This window comes from Frankia sp. CcWB2 (assembly GCF_977927585.1).
On the sequence record NZ_CDWRCM010000035.1, the window covers coordinates 1 to 990 of the forward strand.

Consider the following 990-nt stretch of genomic DNA (forward strand, 5'->3'; position numbering starts at 1 on the left):
GCCCGCCGCCCCGCCGGGCGCCCCGCCGGGCGGCGCTGCGGGCCGCCCGCGCCCCCCGCAACTCCTCGTGCGCCTCCCGGGCCGACAGCACGGCCTCCAGGTTCGCGACGTCGTCGCTGGTGAGCACGGCGATCGTGGCGGCATGGGCGAGGCCGGCCTCCAGCAGCGTCGAGCGGACGGTGGCGTCCCCGATGATCACGGGCACCCCACGTTCACGGGCGACGGGCAGGTACCGGTTGTTCTCGTCACGCTCGATCACCACCACATGCCGGCCCGCGCGCACCAGGCCGTTCATCGTGGCGACCCCCACCGAGCCGAGCCCGCATAGGATGACATGGCCACGCACCGCTCCGGCCCGCCCGCGTCTCATCACCCGCTCCAACCGACGGCCGATGATGATGTTGGTAATGAACGCATAGACGACGGCGATCGACAGGGCGCCAAGCAGCATCAGTCCGATGCCGAACATCTGCAGCCACTCGTCGGCGGCGCCGAAGTTGAAGTCGCCGTAGCCGACCGTGGCCATCGTCGCGACCGTGAGGTAGAGCGCGTCCAGCGGGCCGAACTCGGCGGGTGCGGACTCATTGTGGCTGGCGTAGGTCAACCACAACACAACCGTACCGACCATCATGACCGTCAGTACGGCGGCGAGCGCGAACCGGAAGGGTGGGTCGAGCTCCCCACGGATCATCGAGACGATCTCCCGGAACCTGGCCACCGTACCCCGCCAGACCCCCCGAACCCCCCGGGGCTCGCCGGGATCGCCATGATCGGCCGAGCCGCCGGCCAGCGCGGCGAACAGCCGCGCGTCGTGCAGGCCCGCGACCGTCATGCCCCGCTCGTGGAACTCCGACAGCCGCCCGAGGAGCGTCAGCCGGTCGCCGGGGCGCAGCGAGACGTCGCGGGGCGGGCAGAGCTCGGGGAGGCGCGCCCCCGCGCGGCGCAGCGAGATCGGGGTCAGATCGCCATAGCGGGCCCGGAAGGCATGCC

General features: G+C 72.2%; 1 protein-coding gene. It reads right to left on the bottom strand.

Going from position 1 to position 990, the window contains the following annotated elements; all coding sequences use genetic code 11:
• Positions 1 to 990: potassium channel family protein (locus ACY45C_RS05910; protein WP_462186654.1), on the bottom strand; the 990-nt coding region annotated here is incomplete at both ends.